This is a genomic window from Massilia eburnea (assembly GCF_050709955.1).
In the GTDB taxonomy this organism is placed as follows: Bacteria; Pseudomonadota; Gammaproteobacteria; order Burkholderiales; family Burkholderiaceae_D; genus Rugamonas; species Rugamonas eburnea_A.
In genome coordinates this window covers 58,764-74,100 of sequence record NZ_JBNZFX010000036.1, presented here as the reverse complement: position 1 = coordinate 74,100, position 15,337 = coordinate 58,764, and the positions used below count along the sequence as shown (strand labels likewise).

The following is a 15,337-nucleotide window of genomic DNA, read 5'->3' as shown; positions in this document are numbered from 1 at the left end:
GGTGACAATCCGAGAAAGTTTGCGGCCTTCCGCTACGGTAAGATACGCCCCCATGAAGAAGTTGAACCTTACTCTCTCGATCACGATGTTTGCCGCCGCGGCGGGAATCGCCGGCAGCGCCGGCGCCGATACGATGTACAAGTGCACTGGCGCAAACGGCAAAGTCACCTTCACCGACCAGCCCTGCGCCGGGCAAGGCAAAGCGAGCACGCTGGATGTCAGGTCGCCGCAACGGGACGCAGATGTCGCGCAAAAGGCGGACGCGGCGTCGGAGCGACTCGCGCGCGCCAACGAGTCGTTCAACAAACGCCTGGCGGAACGCCAGCGGGCCGAAGCCCAAGAGGAACGGCAAGCCGAGCAAGACCGCTGGAACCGGAAAATGACGGAAGAACGCCGCCGGGCCGAGAAGTTGGCGAAGGAGGAAGAGCAGGCCAGGCGATTGGCAATCGAAGGTGCCGCGATCCGGCGCGAACAGGAATCGAACAGGCGGCGCGGCTTCTGACGCGCGGCCTGGTCGCCGGGGCGCGTTGTCGCTGGCACGCCACACTCGCAGCCCGGAATCGACGTTAGTTACATTTGGCTAGTTTTTTGTTCTTGCCATTCAAGTAACATTCGATTCCCATGAAAATCTTTTCCCTTACCCTCGCGATTTCGCTCGGGCTGGCCGCCGCGCCGGCCGCCGTAGCAGCGGTGGCGCCACCATCGGTGGAAGCCTTCTTTGAAAACCCGGATTTCAGCGGCGCAATCATCTCGCCGAGCGGCAAGCACGTCGCCGCCAAAATCGGAGCCAAGGGCAAGCGCAATATGCTCGCCGTGGTCGACCTGGCCACGCAAAAGATCCAGATCGTGGCCCACTTCAGCGATACCGATATCGCCAACGTCAAATGGGTGAACGAGCAACGCCTGGTGTTCGATACCAATGACCGCCAGGCGGCCCAAGGCAATGCGATGTACGCGCCCGGCCTGTACGCGGTCGACCGCGACGGCACCCGCTTCAAGCAGCTTGCATCGCGCCGCGGACAGGGCTTCAAGCAAAGCTCGGCGCAGCGCGATATGCTGCCATGGCACACCGTGATGCACCGCCAGGCCGGCTTGCCCGATTCCGAATGGACCTATGTGCAGGATCTGCAGTACAACAGCAAGGAAACGGTCAGTGACGTCAGGCTGTTGCGCGTAAACACCGTCACCGGCCGCAGCCAACTGGTAGAGCGCCCAGGCGATGTCGTGGCCTGGCTGCTGGACCAGGAAGGCCGCGCGCGCCTCGCCTACATGCTCGACAAGGACGTCGTTGAAATCAAGGTGCGCGATGATGAAAGCGCGCCATGGCGCACGCTCACCAGCTTCAAGGCCTTCGCGCCCGACGCCAACGCCATGGACGCGGTGGCCTTCGGGGCCGACAACACCCTGTACGTCAGGACCAATCGAGGCGCCGACAAAGCCTCCATTTTCCGTCTCGACCTGGCAAGCGGCAAGATGGACGACAGGCCCCTGATCACGCTGGAAGGCTTCGACTTCGGCGGCCGCCTGGTCATGCGCGGTGGAAAACTGGTCGGCGTGCACTACCTGCAGGATGGCGAAGGCACGCAATGGTTCGACCCTGCGCTGCAGGCGCTGCAAGCCGACATCGACAAGCTGCTGCCGCAGACCGTCAACATGCTAGACCTGCCAACCGACCTGCAAGCCCAGAACGTGCTGGTGCGCGCCTTCTCCGACATCCGCCCAGCCAGTTACTACGTGTTCGATCGCAGCACCAAAAAACTGAACAAGGTCGGTGACACCTACTCTGGCATCGTTCCCGACTACATGGGCCAGCAGGAACAGGTGCGCATCGTGGCGCGCGATGGCCAGGAAGTACCGACCATGCTGACGCTGCCGCCACAAAAGGAAGCCAAGAAACTGCCGATGGTGGTGCTGGTGCATGGCGGGCCGTACACGCGCGGCACGAGCAGGGGCTGGAAGCCTGAAGTGCAATTCCTGGCTTCGCGCGGCTATGCCGTGCTGGAGCCGGAATTCCGCGGCAGCACCGGCTATGGCCAACGCCACTTCCTCTCGGGCTGGAAGCAGTGGGGCCTGAAGATGCAGGACGATATCGCCGACGCCACCAAATGGGCCATCGCCAAGGGCTATGCGGACCCGCAACGCATCTGCATCGCCGGCGCCAGCTACGGCGGCTACGCCACGCTGATGGGGCTGGTCAACGACCCGGGCCTGTACCGCTGCGGCATCGACTGGGTTGGCGTCACCGACATCAAGCTGCTGTTCACCGGGCACTGGATGTACCGCGACGACGCCAGCGAAACCTGGCGCCGTTACGGCATGCCCGAGCTGATCGGCGACCCGGACAAGGATGCCGAGCGTTTCAAGGCCACTTCACCGATCGAGCAGGCCCACCGCATCACCCAGCCGCTGCTGATGGCATACGGCGGCGCCGACCTGCGCGTGCCGCTGGTGCACGGTACCCGCCTGCGCGATGCGATACGCGCTAACAACCGGCAGGTCGAGTGGGTGGAGTACGAGACGGAAGGCCACGGCTTCCATGTGCCAGCCAACCGCATCGACTTCTGGAACCGCGTGGAGCGCTTCCTCGACCGCCAAATCGGACAACAACAAGGACCAAAATGATCAAGTACTTCCTGGCCGGACTGGCCACCGTGGCCGGACTGGCCCATGCCGCACCGCCGGTACAGCAATTCTTCGAATCCGCCCATTACAAGGATGCCAAACTGTCGCCGAGCGGCCGCTACCTGGCCTTGCGTGTGGGTAGCAACGACACCCGCGACTCGGTGCTGGTGTTCGATACCGAGTCGCTGAAAGTGGTGGGCGGAGGACGCCTGGCAGACTATGACGTCGGCACCATCCGCTGGGTCAACGATAACCGCCTGCTGTACACGGTGGCCGACAGCACGGTGGCCACGGGGGACACACGCTTTGCGCCGGGCCTGTACGCGATGAGCCGCGACGGCAAGGAAATCAGGCAACTGGCCGAGCACCGGCAGAGCGGCTCCGGCACCGGCACCCATATCAAGTCGCGCCTCGAGCCGTGGAACACCTTCCTGATGGACGAAGAAGGTGCGCAGGATTCCGACACGGTCTATGTTGAACGCCCCATCTGGACCAAGCTGGCCGGCTTTGAAATTGAGCACACGGAGCTGGTCAAGCTGAATACCGCCACGGGGCAAGGGGTCACGCTCAGCCATCCAGGCAACGCCCAAGGCTGGATGCTGGACCACAAGGGCGAGCCGACGATCCTGATTTCCACCAAGGACGGCAAGGAAACCATCCATTTCCGCAACGCCAACGGCGAATGGCGCGACATCGTCACGCAGGCCGCCTATGGCAGCGACATGGAAGCCATTTCCCCGATCGGCTTCTATGACGACAAGCACCTGCTGGTCAAAACGCGGATGAAGGGCGACAAGGCTGCGCTGTACCTGATGGACCTGGCCAGCGGCAAGCTCGATCCAAATCCGCTGGTGGCCATGGCGGACTTCGACTTCACCGGCAGCATGGTGTACTCGAAGAAGCGCCTGGTGGGCCTGCACTATCTGGCCGACGCCCGCTCCAGCGCCTGGTTCGACCCGGCGCTGAAGGCGGCCCAGGCGGAAGTGGACAAGCAGCTCGGCGGCATGATCAATATCATTACCCCGCCAACGCAACCGGAAACCGACTGGCTGCTGGTCGTGAGCTACTCGGACCGCCAGCCACGTTTCTATTCCGTGTACAACAGCAAGACTCACGAACTGAAGGGCCTGGGCAGCGCACGTCCTGACATCAAGTCCAGCGAGATGGGCCGCCAGGACTTCGTCAAGTACCGCGCCCGCGATGGCCTGGAAGTGCCGGCCTGGCTGACCCTGCCGGCCAAGGAGGGCAAGAAGCTGCCGATGGTGGTGCTGGTGCATGGCGGCCCATATGTGCGCGGCAACGAATGGGGCTGGGATGCCGAGAGCCAGTTCCTGGCTTCGCGCGGCTACGCCGTGCTGGAGCCGGAATTCCGCGGCTCGACCGGCTACGGCATGAAGCTGTTCGACGCCGGCCTGAAACAATGGGGCCTGAAGATGCAGGACGATATCGCCGATAGCGTGAAGTGGGCGGTGGAAAAGGGCATCGCCGATCCTGGCCGCATCTGCATCATGGGCGGCAGCTATGGCGGCTATGCAACCCTGATGGGCCTGGTCAACGATCCAAGCCTGTACCGTTGCGGCATCGCCTACGCTGCTGTCACCGACATCCCGCTGCAGTACTCCAGCGGCATGGCCGTCCTGTCCGACCTGCCTTCCGACTACAAGGCTTACGGCGTGCCATTGCTGGTGGGCGACCTGGAAAAGGACGCCGCGCAATTCATCGCCACTTCGCCGCTCCAGCAAGCGGCCCGCATCAAGCGCCCGCTGCTGCTGGCTCACGGCACCGATGACCGCCGCGTGGCATACCCGCATTACACCAAGCTGCGCAGCGCGTTGAAGGATGCCAAGGCCGATGCCGAATTCGTCGAATACATCGGCGAAGGCCACGGCTGGAGCACGCTGAAGACCCGCCTCGACTTCTGGGGCCGGGTCGAGAAATTCCTCGACAAGCATATCGGCACAGGCGCAAAAACGGAGTAAGCTGGCGGCTCGTCCGTCACTCACTTCGAAGGAGGCAGCGCGATGTCGTCTGGCAAGATCCTGGTCGCACAAGGGGGCGGTCCCACCGCCGTGATCAACCAGTCGCTGGTCGGCGTCGTGCTCGAGGCGCGCCGCTTCCGCAATGTGACGCGCATCTACGGTGCGCTGCACGGCGTGCGCGGCATCGTCAACGAGGAATTCGTCGACCTGACGCAGGAGACCAGCCATAACCTGGAACTGGTCGCCGCCACGCCCTCCTCCGCCCTCGGTTCGACGCGCGACAAGCCGGACCTGAAGTACTGCGAAGAGATCTTCAAGGTGCTGAAGGCGCACGAGATCGAGCATTTCTTCTACATCGGCGGCAACGATTCATCGGACACGGTGCGCATCGTGGCCGAACAGGCGCAGGCTGCCGGCTATCCGCTGCGCGCCATCCACATTCCCAAGACCATCGACAACGACCTGGTGGGCAACGACCACACGCCCGGCTTCCCTTCGGCAGCGCGCTTCGTGGCGCAAGCCTTTGCCGGCGCCAACCTCGATAATGCTTCGCTGCCGGGCGTGTACGTGGGCGTGGTGATGGGGCGCCACGCGGGCTTCCTGACTGCCGCTTCTGCTCTCGGCAAGAAATTCCCTGACGATGGACCGCACCTGATCTACCTGCCGGAGCGCGTATTCTCGATCGAGCAGTTCCTGGCCGATGTGAAGGACACTTATGCGCGCTACGGCCGCTGCGTGATCGCGGTTTCGGAAGGCATTCACGATGCCTCCGGCGAACCGATTGCCGCCTTGCTGGCGAAGGAAGTGGAGCGCGATGCGCATGGCAATGTGCAACTGTCCGGCACCGGTGCGCTGGCCGACCTGCTCTGCGACGAAATCAAGGACAAGCTGGGCATCAAGCGCGTGCGCGGCGACACCTTCGGCTACCTGCAGCGCTCCTTCATCGGCTGCGTGTCGGACGTGGACCAGCGCGAAGCGCGCGAGGTCGGCGAGAAGGCGGTGCAATTCGCCATGTGGGGCGACCGCAACGGCTCGGTGGCGATCAAGCGCACAGGTTTCTATTCGGCCGATTACGAGCTGCTGCCGCTGGAAGCAGTGGCCGGCAAGACGCGCACCATGGAAGATGAATTCATCGACGAGAAAGGCACCGGAGTGACCGATGCCTTCCGCATGTACCTGCGCCCCTTGCTCGGTTCCGGCATGCCGGATGCTTACCGCCTGCGGCCGGCTCCTGTACCGAAGATCCTCAAACGCTAGAACAGCACCGGCAGTTCAGCCGCCAGGAAAATCGTACAAAGCGCTGATGTGGCTGATCGCGCTGCCGCTGCGCGGATCACTCCTGGTGCACGTCGCGGTAAGCCCAGCATGTCCGCGAGGCGCTCTTCCTTGTCGGGATCGAAGCCGCAGGTGGCTTCGAATTTTTCCGGGTTCTCATAAGTACCGAACAGCATGTCCCACCATACGATGTCGCCGTAGTTGTTCTTGTGGCGGCCGTACTGGTGGTGGATGCGATGCATCTCGGGGCGCTGGAAGAACCAGCCGACCCAGCGCGGCGTGGTGACGCTGGTGTGGTAGAAGAATTCACCAAGCGCGGTGCACAGGGTGTACACCGCGCCCGCTTCCGGCGACAGGCCAAGGAAGGCATATACCAGCACGCTGCCGATGATCGAGTTGACGATCATTTCGCCCGGGTGCTTGTAAAACGAGGTGATGACCTCGATACGCTGCGGGCTGTGGTGGATCTGGTGGAACAGGCGCCACAGAAGGTCCGATTCGTGGCGCACCCGGTGCCACCAGTAGAACACGAAGGTGGCGATGAAGTAGGCCAGCAGGCCGCCGGCCACCGGTCCCATGTGGTCGGACAGATGCAGCAGCGAGGCTTGCGAGGCCCAGCGTTCCCAACTCACGCCGGCCAGCAGGACCACGCCGAGTTGGATGGCATTGATGGCCAACACGCGCACCGGCCAGGTGCGGACCTGGGGTAGTTTCCATCCGGGCCGCAGGCGCTCCAATACAAAGCAGGCGGCGAAGACGATGAAGATGGTGGCGAGCATGGCGTGTCCTTTCGTTTGGCAAGGACGAATCATCGCGCCGGGTTGCAGCGTGGGCCTAAGAAAATCCCCTTGGTATCGGATTTAGATACGGCCGGCATATAGGGCGGGTTCTCGCCTGTAGGCGGCCTAGCATGGCAGCTCTTACAACCAAGGAGACAAGCATGAAGAAACTGATTGGGGCGCTGGCCCTGGCGGCAAGCGGTGCTGCAGCGGCGGCAGGCGGAACGCCTTCAACCGCCGACATCGAGCGTGCGCGGCACGGCTTCGACTTCCTGCACGGCGACTGGACGGTGCAGAACCGCCGCCAGTCCGATTACGCCAATCCGGACAGCCCATGGGAAACCTTCAGCGCCAGCAATCTGGTGCACGCGCTACCCGCCGGCATCGGCAACTATGACGAGTACCGGCCACTGGGCGACTGGCGTCCCGGCTTTGTAGCGATGACGCTGCGCGTGTTCGATCCGGCCACCGGGCGCTGGAGCATCTACTGGCTGACCAACCGTGACGGCGGGCTCGATCCGGCAACCGGCAGCTTGCTGCCGCCAGTAGTGGGCCGCTTCGGTGCCGATGGCGTCGGCCGCTTCGAGGGCGAGGAAGTCTACAAAGGCCGCACGGCTCGCGTGCGCTTTACCTGGACCCGCAGCAGCGAGCGCCAGGCACGCTGGGAGCAAGCCTATTCCTGGGATGACGGCACCAGCTGGCAAACCAACTGGATCATGGATTTCACGCGGAAATAGTCCACTTTGGGGTCAGGAACGAAGGTGGACATTTTCCGGCGGAAATGTCCACATTGGTTCCTGCCGGACCGCCGTACCGCCCCAAAGTGGACAAAAAAAAACGGAGCCGCTTGGGCTCCGTTCATCGAAAAATGGGGTACGTCCCTATTTTTTATACGACGATGGTCTGGTGTTCGCCTTCCGCGCGGGCGCGGATCTTGCCGATGCGGGATACGGTCTCGCCGGCAGCAGTCAGCTGGGCCACGGCTGCATCGGCGTTTTCAGCCGATACGATCACGGTCATGCCGATGCCGCAGTTGAAGACGCGGTGCATTTCCGCGTCGGCGACGCCGCCGTGCTGCTGCAGCCACTTGAACAGCGGTGGCATGGTCCAGGACGAACCATCCAGTTCGGCAGTCAGGTTTTCGGCCAGCACGCGTGGGATGTTTTCCACCAGGCCGCCGCCGGTGATGTGCACCAGGCCTTTTACTTCCATCGATTCCATCAGCGCCAGCAGCGGCTTGACGTAGATGCGGGTTGGTTCCATCAGCACGTCGGCCAGCTTGCGGCCGTGGAAGTCGGCTTCCAGGTCCGGCTTGGCCACTTCGATGATCTTGCGCACCAGGGAGTAACCGTTGGAGTGAGCGCCGGAAGAGGCCAGGCCCAGCACCACGTCGCCCGGCTTGATCTTGGAGCCGTCGATCAGCTTGGACTTTTCTACCGCGCCGACTGCGAAGCCGGCCAGGTCGTATTCGCCGTCCGGGTACATGGATGGCATTTCAGCGGTTTCGCCGCCGATCAGTGCGCAACCGGAGTACTCGCAACCTTTGGCGATGCCCTTGATCACGTCGGTGGCGGTCGCCACGTTCAGCTTGCCGCAGGCGAAGTAGTCGAGGAAGAACAGCGGCTCGGCGCCCTGCACCAGGATGTCGTTCACGCTCATGGCCACCAGGTCGATGCCCACGGTGTCGTGGCGGTTCAGCTCAAACGCCAGTTTCAGCTTGGTGCCGACGCCGTCGGTACCGGAAACCAGCACCGGCTCCTTGTATTTCTTGCTGATCTCGAACAGCGCGCCGAAGCCGCCGATGCCGCCCATCACGCCTTCGCGCATGGTGCGCTTGGCGAATGGCTTGATCGCTTCAACTAGGGCGTCGCCGGCGTCAATATCGACACCTGCGTCACGGTAGGACAGGGAAACATTCGAAGGTTGGCTCATGGTGTTGTCGCAACTGAGGCGGAAGAATGGAAAAGCGGTGGCCGAATACGGCAAGTCCGCTATTTTAGCATTTTTACCCCTCGAACCTTCGATTTTCAGCCCCCGGAGCGGCAAACTTCCCCAAATCTGGAGCGTGCGCCGAGCTTCAGCAGGCGTGCGGCCAGCTCGTCGTTCTTCTTTTCCAAGGCCACCTCGTAGGGCGTCAGGCAGCCGTTGTCCGGGTTGGCTTTGCCATTCGGGTCGGCGCCCTGTTCGATGGCGAAGTTGACGCGGGTTGTCACCGCAGCCACGCATTTCTCCCATTCCGCCTCGAAGCGATCGGACGGCACCAGATTGCGCGTCAGGTCCTTGTCGCATTCGCTGACCAGGCGCACCAGCATGCTGCGCTGGCCCCAGGTGCTGCCGTTGGGGTCGGCGCCCAGGGCGACCAGGCGCTTGGCGGCGTCGAACTGGTCCTTGCGGATAAAGCGGTTGAGCAGGGCCGAATAGGTGGTCGATTGCACGTTCGGGTTGGCGCCGGCCTGGATCAGCAGCGCGAGGAATTCATTATCCGTTTCGCAATGGTCGCAGGTGGACAGGTTGATGCCCTTGGCGCTGGCGCCGCGCTCGACCAGCAGATGGGCCAGTGCCAGGCGGCGCGGCCAGCTTTCCTGCGCGGGATTGCGGGCGAAGTAGGCCTGGCTTACGGTCTCCTGCAGCAGCACAGTGCCCAGTTCGCCGGAGATATCGGCCTTCTCGACCAGGTATTCGAGGACGGCGAAACGCTTGGCGTCCTTGGCCGGGTCGGGCTTGGTCAGGTAGGTGTTGACCGCCACGCCGAGCATGGTTTCCGGCTCAAAACTGGGGTCTTTCCTGGGATCGAAACGCTTGATGCGGGCCAGGTCGCCCTCGTCCGTCGCGTCGATGACCTTGGTGGATGGCTTCTTGAAGTTCACCATTTCAGCCACGCCGGCAGCGGCGTCGGCCACGCTGGCTGCGGCAGCGATGGGCATGCACAACAAACGGTTGAAGCCTTCGCATTTTTCGCCATCGTCCGCTGCCATGGCAGGGGAATGGGCGGCAAATGCCAGGGACAGGGCCGCTACGGCGGCATGGGTGCGGACAGACAGCATGACATCACATCGAAGTTGATTTATGGAAATATTAAACTACTGCAAGGCCCAGCGCATGGTGTTTTTAACAGCAGAGGCGTTAGAATAGCCCTTCCTTCGTCCCGATAGCGCCCGCGCAGATGCCCCTTCCCCTCTCGGCAGAACAAAAACAAACGTTATTCTGGGTGTCTGTCTGGGCCGCCTTTTTCTTCCTGCTCTGGATACTGGGGCCGGTACTGACACCCTTCCTGGCGGCCGCCATTTTCGCCTATGCGCTGAATCCTGCGGTCGACAAGCTATGCCGCCTGCGCCTGTTCCGCCGCTGGAAAATGCCGCGCGCGCTGGCCGTCTCCATTGTCATCACCCTGTTTGGCGCCGCCGTGCTGGCGCTGCTGCTGATTGTGGTGCCGGTGCTGCAAAAGGAAATCCCGCTACTGCAGGCAGCCATCCCCGCTTCGCTGGCCAAGCTGAATGACACGCTGGGCCCGCGCCTGCAGCAACTGGGCGTGGAGTTCACCCTCGACGGCGCCAGCATCAAGGCCCTGGTGGCGGAGAAAATGGCTGAAAGCGGCAACCAGATCTGGGCCGCCGTGCTGAATTCCGTGCGCACCGGCGGCAGCGCCGTGCTGGGCTGGCTGGCCACGCTGGTGCTGATCCCGGTCGTGCTGTTCTACCTGTTGCTGGACTGGCAGCAACTGCTGGCCCGCATCGCCGCTGCCGTACCGCGCCGCTATATCGGCGCTACCATGGAGATGGCGCGCGAATCCGACGCATTGCTGGCGCAGTACCTGCGCGGCCAGTTGCTGGTGATGCTAGTGTTGTCAGTTTATTACTCCACTGCGCTGGCGGTGGCCGGCTTCGACGTGGCGCTGCCGGTTGGCATCCTGTCCGGCGTGCTGGTGTTCATCCCCTATCTCGGCTTTGGCCTCGGCCTGCTGCTGGCGCTGATGGCAGCGGTGCTGCAATTTTCGGACTGGAGCGGGCTGGTGGCGGTGGCCATCATCTACGGCCTGGGCCAGGTGATCGAAGGATTCATCCTGACGCCGCGCCTGGTGGGCGAGCGTATCGGCCTTGATCCGCTGGCCGTGATTTTCGCGTTGTTGGCCTTCGGCCAGCTGTTCGGCTTTGTCGGTGTGCTGCTGGCTTTACCCGCGTCCGCCCTCTTAATGGTCGGTTTTAAGCATCTGCGCCGCCACTACATGCGCAGCAGCTTTTATAATGCGTAGTGTGAAGATCGATTACGTTAGCAAAAAGTCCACGATACCGGGACAAGTCCAATGAAACAGCTGGTGCTTGACCTGGGTGCGGAGCCGGTGTGCACCCTCGAATCGTTCGAGGTGGGCCGCAATGCGGAGGTGGCGGCGCTGATGCGCCAGTTCGCCGAACGCAGCTCCCGCGAGCATTTCGCCTACCTGTGGGGGGAAATTGGCGCAGGCAAGTCGCACCTGCTGAAGGCGCTCGCCTCGAGCGAACGCGCGCGCTTTATTTCGCCGTTTTCGATTGAAACCGAGTTCCTGTATTCGCCGGACGTGGACCTGTACCTGCTGGACGACTGCGAAAAGCTGTCGCCAGTGGCCCAGATCGATGCCTTTGCCCTGTTCAACGAGATCCGCGCCAACAATGCCTTCATGGTGAGCGCGGGCTCGGTCGCCCCGGCCGTGCTGCCGGTGCGCGAGGACTTGCGCACGCGCATGGGCTGGGGCCTGGTGTACCAGATCCATGGCCTGACCGATGATGAAAAGCTTGCAACGCTGACGCAAATGGCGGAAGCGCGCGGTTTGATCCTCTCACCCGGTGTGCTACCTTACCTGCTGTCGCACTTCCAGCGCGACATGGTATCGCTGTCCTCGATGCTCGACTCGCTCGACCAGTATTCCCTGGAAACCAAACGCCCGATCACCCTGCCCCTGCTGCGCGAATGGCTGCAGGAGGAAGCGAAAGAATGATGAAACTCGCCCTGTTCGACCTTGACCATACCCTGCTGCCGATCGATTCCGATTTCGAGTGGGGCCAGTTCCTGTGCCGCGTGGGCGCCGTCGATGCCGTTGAATTCAAGCGCCGCAACGAGGAATTCTTCGCGCAGTACCAGGCGGGCACCCTGGACCCGGTGGAATACCTGGAATTTTCGCTCGGGACCCTGGCCTCCTTCGAGCCCGGGCACCTGGCCGGACTGCAGCAGCAGTACATGACCGAAGTGGTGATGCCGAACATCCTGCCATCCGCCCGCACGCTGCTGCAGCAGCACCTCGATGCCGGCGACCTGGTGGCGATTGTCACGGCGACCAACCACTTTGTCGTGGCGCCGATCGCCAAGGCTTTCGGCGTGGAGCATGTGATTGCCGCGATGCCGGAGCGCGATGCCGCCGGCCGCATCACCGGCAAGCTGCTCGGCACTCCAACCCAGGGCGAAGGCAAGATCGTGCACACCAAAGCATGGCTCGAAAAGTTGGGACATTCCCTGGACAGCTTTGACAGCGTCCACTTCTACAGCGATTCCCATAACGACCTGCCGCTGCTGTCGATCGTCAGCCACCCGATTGCGACCAACCCGAACGCCAAGCTGTCCGAGCACGCGACCGCGCAAGGCTGGCCACTAATTCACCTGTTCAATGATTAAGAAATTCATCCGCAAGATCCTGGGCGTCAAGAGCGCGAGACCCAGCAACGAGCCTGTCGTACTTGGGGCAAAGGACCATGGCATCGACGTGCGCATGGTGTCGAACAACGCGATCCGCGTGACCAGCACGCTGCAGGAGGCCGGCTATGAAGCCTTCGTAGTCGGCGGCGCCGTGCGCGACCTGCTGCTGGGCGTAAAGCCGAAAGACTTCGACGTCGCCACCAATGCCACGCCCGAGCAAGTGAAGCGCCTGTTCCGGCGCGCCTTCATCATCGGCCGCCGTTTCCAGATCGTGCACGTGATGTTCGGCCAGGACCTGCTGGAGGTGACCACCTTCCGCGGCACGGCAACCGACAATGCGCCGAAAGACGAACATGGCCGCGTGCTGCGCGATAACACCTTCGGCTCGCAGGCGGAAGACGCGGAGCGCCGCGACTTCACCATCAATGCTATGTACTACAACCCTGCCACGCAGGAAGTGCTGGACTACCACGGTGGTATCGAAGACATCCGCGCCAAGACGCTGCGCATCATCGGCCAGCCGGAAGCGCGTTTCCGTGAAGACCCGGTACGCATGCTGCGCGTGGTGCGCTTTGCCGCCAAGCTGAAATTCTCCATCGAGCGTTCGACCGCCGAGCCGATCGGCGTGATGGCGCCTCTGATCGACAACGTGCCTGCGGCGCGCGTGTTCGACGAAATGCTCAAGCTGCTCACTTCCGGCCAGGCCCTGGCCTGCCTGCAGCAGCTGCGCAAGGAAGGCCTGCACCATGGCCTGCTGCCGATGCTGGACGTGGTGCTGGAACAGCCGATGGGAACCAAGTTCGTGACGCTGGCGCTGGATTCCACCGACAAGCGCGTGATGGCCGGCAAGACCGTATCGCCGGGCTTCCTGTTTGCATCGCTGCTGTGGCACCAGGTGCTGGAGAAGTGGCAGGCGTACCAGGCGGCGGGCGAACTCCCGATTCCTGCGCTGCACCTGGCGGCGGACGAAGTACTGGAGTCGCAGACCGAAAAGCTGGCGATCCAGCGCAAGATCGGTTCCGACATGCGCGATATCTGGGCCATGCAGCCGCGCTTTGAGCGCCGCAATGGCAAGAACCCCTACAAGCTGCTGGAACACCTGCGCTTCCGCGCCGGCTACGATTTCCTGCTGCTGCGCTGCGCTTCCGGCGAGATCGACCGCGAGCTGGGCGACTGGTGGACGGCCTTCTACGAGGCCGACGAGACCATGCGCGCCGAACTGGTGTCGATCGCATCGTCTGGCGGCGGCAAGAAGAAGAAACCTGCGCCACGCCGCGGCCGCGCTGCTTCGCAGGACGACGCTGCTGCCGATGTTCAGGCTGATCCTGACGAAGGCGACGAGTCCGATGACGACGAATTCCTGAATCCGAGCCCGGAGGGCGAGGCTCCGGCCCGCAAGCGCCGGCGCCGTCCGCGCCGTGGCCGCCGTAGTGGCGGTGGCGGCAACGCGCCTGCCGGCGAAGCTTGATGCCGGTTACCGCCTTCATCGGCATCGGCGCCAACCTCGGTGACGCGCGCGCCAATGTGCTGGATGCGCTGGAGCGCTTGCGCAAGCTGCCGGGCGCTACGCTGGAGGCGGTGTCTTCGCTGTACCGCACCGCGCCGGTTGATTCTTCGGGCGACGACTATATCAACGCTGTTGCCCGTGTCAGCACTGACCTGCCTGCGCTGGCTTTGCTGGAGGCGCTGTTCGATATCGAACAGGCGCATGGACGCGAGCGGCCGTATTTCAACGCCCCGCGCACCCTGGATCTCGACCTGCTGCTGTATGGTGATGAGCAGATTTCCACGGCCACGCTGACCGTGCCGCATCCGCGCATGCATTTGCGGGCGTTTGTCTTGATGCCGCTTCTTGAACTGGCGCCTCACGTGGTGCTGCCGGGGCTAGGCGTCGCTGCCGATTTCGCGCCTTCGGTTTCCGATCAAGGTATCATCCGCCTTTAAAACCGGTAAACCTGGGTCTGACCCAAGGGGCAGACCCCCAACGGTCTTGCGGCCTCGGGGTTGGTTCCAGGCCACCTGCGGCAGTTGAGCTGACTGGGTCTGACCCTTGGGTCAGACCCGGGTTTACCGGTTCAAAAGTCTGGAGGGACTGCTCTAAGTCCTTAGCCTAGCATCCGCTGTGCACTTCATTTTCCGCAGTTAGAATATCGTTTTTCGAATTTAAGGACATACCATGTCTGGCAACCTGCAAAACCCTTACCCGGCGCCTGCGCGTGCCGTCCCTACCAAGGCGGTCACGATCCCTTCGATCAACACCTTGAAGGCAGCCGGCGAGAAGATCACCATGCTGACCTGCTATGACGCCAGCTTTGCCTCCCTGATGGACGGTTGCGGCGTGGAAGTGCTGCTGATCGGTGATTCGCTGGGCATGGTGTGCAACGGCCACCAGTCCACACTGCCGGTAACTGTGCAGGAAATCGCCTACCACACCGCTGCGGTAGCCCGCGGTGCGAAGAATGCGCTGATCCTGGCCGACATGCCGTTCGGTTCCTACGCCACGCCGGAGCAGGCATTCCACAACGCTGTGCAATTGATCCAGGCCGGCGCGCATATGGTGAAAATCGAAGGCGGCGCCTGGGTTGCTGAAACCGTGCGCTTCCTGGTCGAGCGTTCGATCCCGGTTTGCGCCCACCTGGGCCTGACCCCGCAATCCGTGCACACGCTGGGCGGCTACAAGGTGCAGGGCAAGACCATTGAAAGCGCCGAGCTGCTGAAGCAGGATGCGCTCAAGCTGCAGGCCGCCGGTGCAGCCATGGTGGTGCTGGAGGCGATTCCGACCGCATTGGGCAAGGAAGTGACCGACCTGCTGTCGATGCCGACCATCGGCATCGGCGCCGGTCCGGATTGCTCGGGCCAGGTGCTGGTGATGCACGATATGCTGGGCGTGTTCCCAGGCCGTAAAGCGCGCTTCGTGAAGAACTTCATGGAAGGCCAGGTGTCGATCCAGGCTGCGGTGTCGGACTACATCGATGCGGTCAAGGGCGGCACCTTCCCGGCAGTTGAACATTGCTTCTGAAG

General features: G+C 62.8%; 14 protein-coding genes. 11 read left to right on the top strand and 3 right to left on the bottom strand.

The features are described from left to right. Positions 1 to 52 precede the first annotated feature (52 nt). From ACQ4MM_RS22540 to ACQ4MM_RS22525, 4 genes are all read left to right on the top strand, one after another. Positions 53 to 502, top strand: a complete 450-nt coding sequence (locus ACQ4MM_RS22540; RefSeq protein WP_431479458.1) for a DUF4124 domain-containing protein — start codon at positions 53 to 55, stop codon at positions 500 to 502. 119 nt (positions 503 to 621) lie between these two features. Further along, positions 622 to 2,622 carry an alpha/beta hydrolase family protein gene (locus tag ACQ4MM_RS22535; protein WP_431479457.1) on the top strand — a complete coding sequence of 667 codons (2,001 nt, stop codon included), beginning with the start codon at positions 622 to 624 and terminating at the stop codon, positions 2,620 to 2,622. Beyond that, the gene (locus ACQ4MM_RS22530; RefSeq protein WP_431479456.1) at positions 2,619 to 4,601 is read left to right on the top strand and encodes an alpha/beta hydrolase family protein; all 1,983 of its coding nucleotides are present in this window, start codon (positions 2,619 to 2,621) and stop codon (positions 4,599 to 4,601) included. The genes ACQ4MM_RS22535 and ACQ4MM_RS22530 overlap by 4 nt, the downstream gene beginning before the upstream one ends. Positions 4,602 to 4,643: 42 nt before the next feature. After that, positions 4,644 to 5,858, top strand: coding sequence for a 6-phosphofructokinase (locus ACQ4MM_RS22525; RefSeq protein WP_431479455.1), 1,215 nt, complete (start codon positions 4,644 to 4,646; stop codon positions 5,856 to 5,858). Here ACQ4MM_RS22525 and ACQ4MM_RS22520 read toward each other — a convergent pair. Beyond that, positions 5,855 to 6,655: a sterol desaturase family protein gene (locus ACQ4MM_RS22520; protein WP_431479454.1), complete on the bottom strand. Its 801-nt coding sequence runs from the start codon at positions 6,653 to 6,655 to the stop codon at positions 5,855 to 5,857. The two genes, ACQ4MM_RS22525 and ACQ4MM_RS22520, sit on opposite strands and share 4 nt — an antisense overlap. 161 nt (positions 6,656 to 6,816) lie before the next feature. Between ACQ4MM_RS22520 and ACQ4MM_RS22515 the strand changes: the two genes are divergently transcribed. After that, positions 6,817 to 7,392: a hypothetical protein gene (locus ACQ4MM_RS22515; RefSeq protein ID WP_431479453.1), complete on the top strand. Its 576-nt coding sequence runs from the start codon at positions 6,817 to 6,819 to the stop codon at positions 7,390 to 7,392. A gap of 151 nt (positions 7,393 to 7,543) precedes the next feature. Here the strand turns inward: ACQ4MM_RS22515 and purM are convergent, their stop codons facing one another. After that, on the bottom strand, positions 7,544 to 8,587 hold the full coding sequence (gene purM, locus ACQ4MM_RS22510) for a phosphoribosylformylglycinamidine cyclo-ligase (RefSeq protein ID WP_431479452.1): 1,044 nt from the start codon (positions 8,585 to 8,587) through the stop codon (positions 7,544 to 7,546). A 95-nt stretch (positions 8,588 to 8,682) separates the two neighbouring features. Further along, positions 8,683 to 9,699 carry a hypothetical protein gene (locus ACQ4MM_RS22505; RefSeq protein ID WP_431479451.1) on the bottom strand — a complete coding sequence of 339 codons (1,017 nt, stop codon included), beginning with the start codon at positions 9,697 to 9,699 and terminating at the stop codon, positions 8,683 to 8,685. A 119-nt stretch (positions 9,700 to 9,818) separates the two neighbouring features. Between ACQ4MM_RS22505 and ACQ4MM_RS22500 the strand changes: the two genes are divergently transcribed. The 6 genes from ACQ4MM_RS22500 to panB all read left to right on the top strand — a co-directional run bounded on the left by ACQ4MM_RS22500 (position 9,819) and on the right by panB (position 15,335). After that, positions 9,819 to 10,904 (top strand): AI-2E family transporter, encoded by a 1,086-nt coding sequence (locus ACQ4MM_RS22500; RefSeq protein WP_431479450.1) that lies wholly within the window; start codon positions 9,819 to 9,821, stop codon positions 10,902 to 10,904. Positions 10,905 to 10,955: 51 nt separating this feature from the next. Beyond that, positions 10,956 to 11,624 (top strand): DnaA regulatory inactivator Hda, encoded by a 669-nt coding sequence (gene hda / locus ACQ4MM_RS22495; protein ID WP_431479449.1) that lies wholly within the window; start codon positions 10,956 to 10,958, stop codon positions 11,622 to 11,624. After that, positions 11,624 to 12,295, top strand: a complete 672-nt coding sequence (locus tag ACQ4MM_RS22490; RefSeq protein ID WP_431479550.1) for an HAD family hydrolase — start codon at positions 11,624 to 11,626, stop codon at positions 12,293 to 12,295. Before hda ends, ACQ4MM_RS22490 begins: the two co-directional genes overlap by 1 nt. Next, positions 12,288 to 13,784, top strand: a complete 1,497-nt coding sequence (gene pcnB, locus ACQ4MM_RS22485) for a polynucleotide adenylyltransferase PcnB (protein WP_431479448.1) — start codon at positions 12,288 to 12,290, stop codon at positions 13,782 to 13,784. The genes ACQ4MM_RS22490 and pcnB overlap by 8 nt, the downstream gene beginning before the upstream one ends. Continuing rightward, on the top strand, positions 13,784 to 14,260 hold the full coding sequence (folK, locus tag ACQ4MM_RS22480; RefSeq protein ID WP_431479447.1) for a 2-amino-4-hydroxy-6-hydroxymethyldihydropteridine diphosphokinase: 477 nt from the start codon (positions 13,784 to 13,786) through the stop codon (positions 14,258 to 14,260). The genes pcnB and folK overlap by 1 nt, the downstream gene beginning before the upstream one ends. 232 nt (positions 14,261 to 14,492) lie before the next feature. Beyond that, on the top strand, positions 14,493 to 15,335 hold the full coding sequence (gene panB, locus ACQ4MM_RS22475) for a 3-methyl-2-oxobutanoate hydroxymethyltransferase (protein WP_431479446.1): 843 nt from the start codon (positions 14,493 to 14,495) through the stop codon (positions 15,333 to 15,335). The last annotated feature ends 2 nt before the right edge of the window (positions 15,336 to 15,337 follow it).

Coding starts and splice junctions, on each gene's coding strand:
- ACQ4MM_RS22520 (WP_431479454.1), bottom strand. CDS start 6,655: ATGCTCGCCACCATCTTCATCGTCTTCGCCGCCTGCTTTGTATTGGAG.
- pcnB (WP_431479448.1), top strand. CDS start 12,288: ATGATTAAGAAATTCATCCGCAAGATCCTGGGCGTCAAGAGCGCGAGA.
- ACQ4MM_RS22500 (WP_431479450.1), top strand. CDS start 9,819: ATGCCCCTTCCCCTCTCGGCAGAACAAAAACAAACGTTATTCTGGGTG.
- ACQ4MM_RS22490 (WP_431479550.1), top strand. CDS start 11,624: ATGAAACTCGCCCTGTTCGACCTTGACCATACCCTGCTGCCGATCGAT.
- ACQ4MM_RS22530 (WP_431479456.1), top strand. CDS start 2,619: ATGATCAAGTACTTCCTGGCCGGACTGGCCACCGTGGCCGGACTGGCC.
- ACQ4MM_RS22515 (WP_431479453.1), top strand. CDS start 6,817: ATGAAGAAACTGATTGGGGCGCTGGCCCTGGCGGCAAGCGGTGCTGCA.
- hda (WP_431479449.1), top strand. CDS start 10,956: ATGAAACAGCTGGTGCTTGACCTGGGTGCGGAGCCGGTGTGCACCCTC.
- folK (WP_431479447.1), top strand. CDS start 13,784: ATGCCGGTTACCGCCTTCATCGGCATCGGCGCCAACCTCGGTGACGCG.
- ACQ4MM_RS22505 (WP_431479451.1), bottom strand. CDS start 9,699: ATGCTGTCTGTCCGCACCCATGCCGCCGTAGCGGCCCTGTCCCTGGCA.
- ACQ4MM_RS22540 (WP_431479458.1), top strand. CDS start 53: ATGAAGAAGTTGAACCTTACTCTCTCGATCACGATGTTTGCCGCCGCG.
- purM (WP_431479452.1), bottom strand. CDS start 8,587: ATGAGCCAACCTTCGAATGTTTCCCTGTCCTACCGTGACGCAGGTGTC.
- ACQ4MM_RS22535 (WP_431479457.1), top strand. CDS start 622: ATGAAAATCTTTTCCCTTACCCTCGCGATTTCGCTCGGGCTGGCCGCC.
- ACQ4MM_RS22525 (WP_431479455.1), top strand. CDS start 4,644: ATGTCGTCTGGCAAGATCCTGGTCGCACAAGGGGGCGGTCCCACCGCC.
- panB (WP_431479446.1), top strand. CDS start 14,493: ATGTCTGGCAACCTGCAAAACCCTTACCCGGCGCCTGCGCGTGCCGTC.